This window comes from Pseudomonas sp. P5_B2, assembly GCF_056400445.1.
Window position 1 is genome coordinate 1 of sequence record NZ_JBFULH010001474.1, and the last position, 555, is coordinate 555.

The 555-nt window shown below is 59.6% G+C and carries 1 pseudogene; it reads right to left on the reverse strand.

Features of this window, described 5'->3' with window-relative positions:
* Positions 1-555, reverse strand: a pseudogene (locus AC1DRJ_RS31910) (type IV secretion protein Rhs); the annotation flags it as partial.

The following is a 555-nucleotide window of genomic DNA, read 5'->3' on the forward strand; positions in this document are numbered from 1 at the left end:
ACACCGGGCATTTGTTGGTGGCGGTTTTATTGGCGGAATCGGCGGAGTCGCCGTTGGGGTTTTTCGCCTGATCGGGGACGTTGTCGTGGTGTTCGTTTTGCTTGAGGGTGGTGTTGCGTTTGGCATCCCAGCGCAGCTGCGTGCGGCCTTTTTTCAGGCCGGCCGCGACACCGCGGGCGGCGACGGTTTTGTAGCGGTCGACGTAGGAAATGAAGCTGTTGATGATGGTGAAGATTGCTTTGACGAAGCCCACCACGGCGGTGACGATCCGCGCGCCGTAGTTCGCAAGACGCATCCCCAAATAGGCAATGCCCGCCCCCGCACCGGCGAAGGTCAGGACAATCCCGATCAGAATATCGATGAGCAGCTGCACCACCGCCGTTGAAACCGCTTCGGCGGTTTTGCCGGCAATTTCGCTGGGTGGCAGCATCTCCAACCAAAGGCTGGCAGTGCGCAGCAGTAAACAGAGCGCAGCTTCGTCACTGACCAGCAGCTGGACTTTTGCCATCGTGGCCGGAAATTTTTCTGCCAGCTCGGCCAATTGGCCGGCACCAC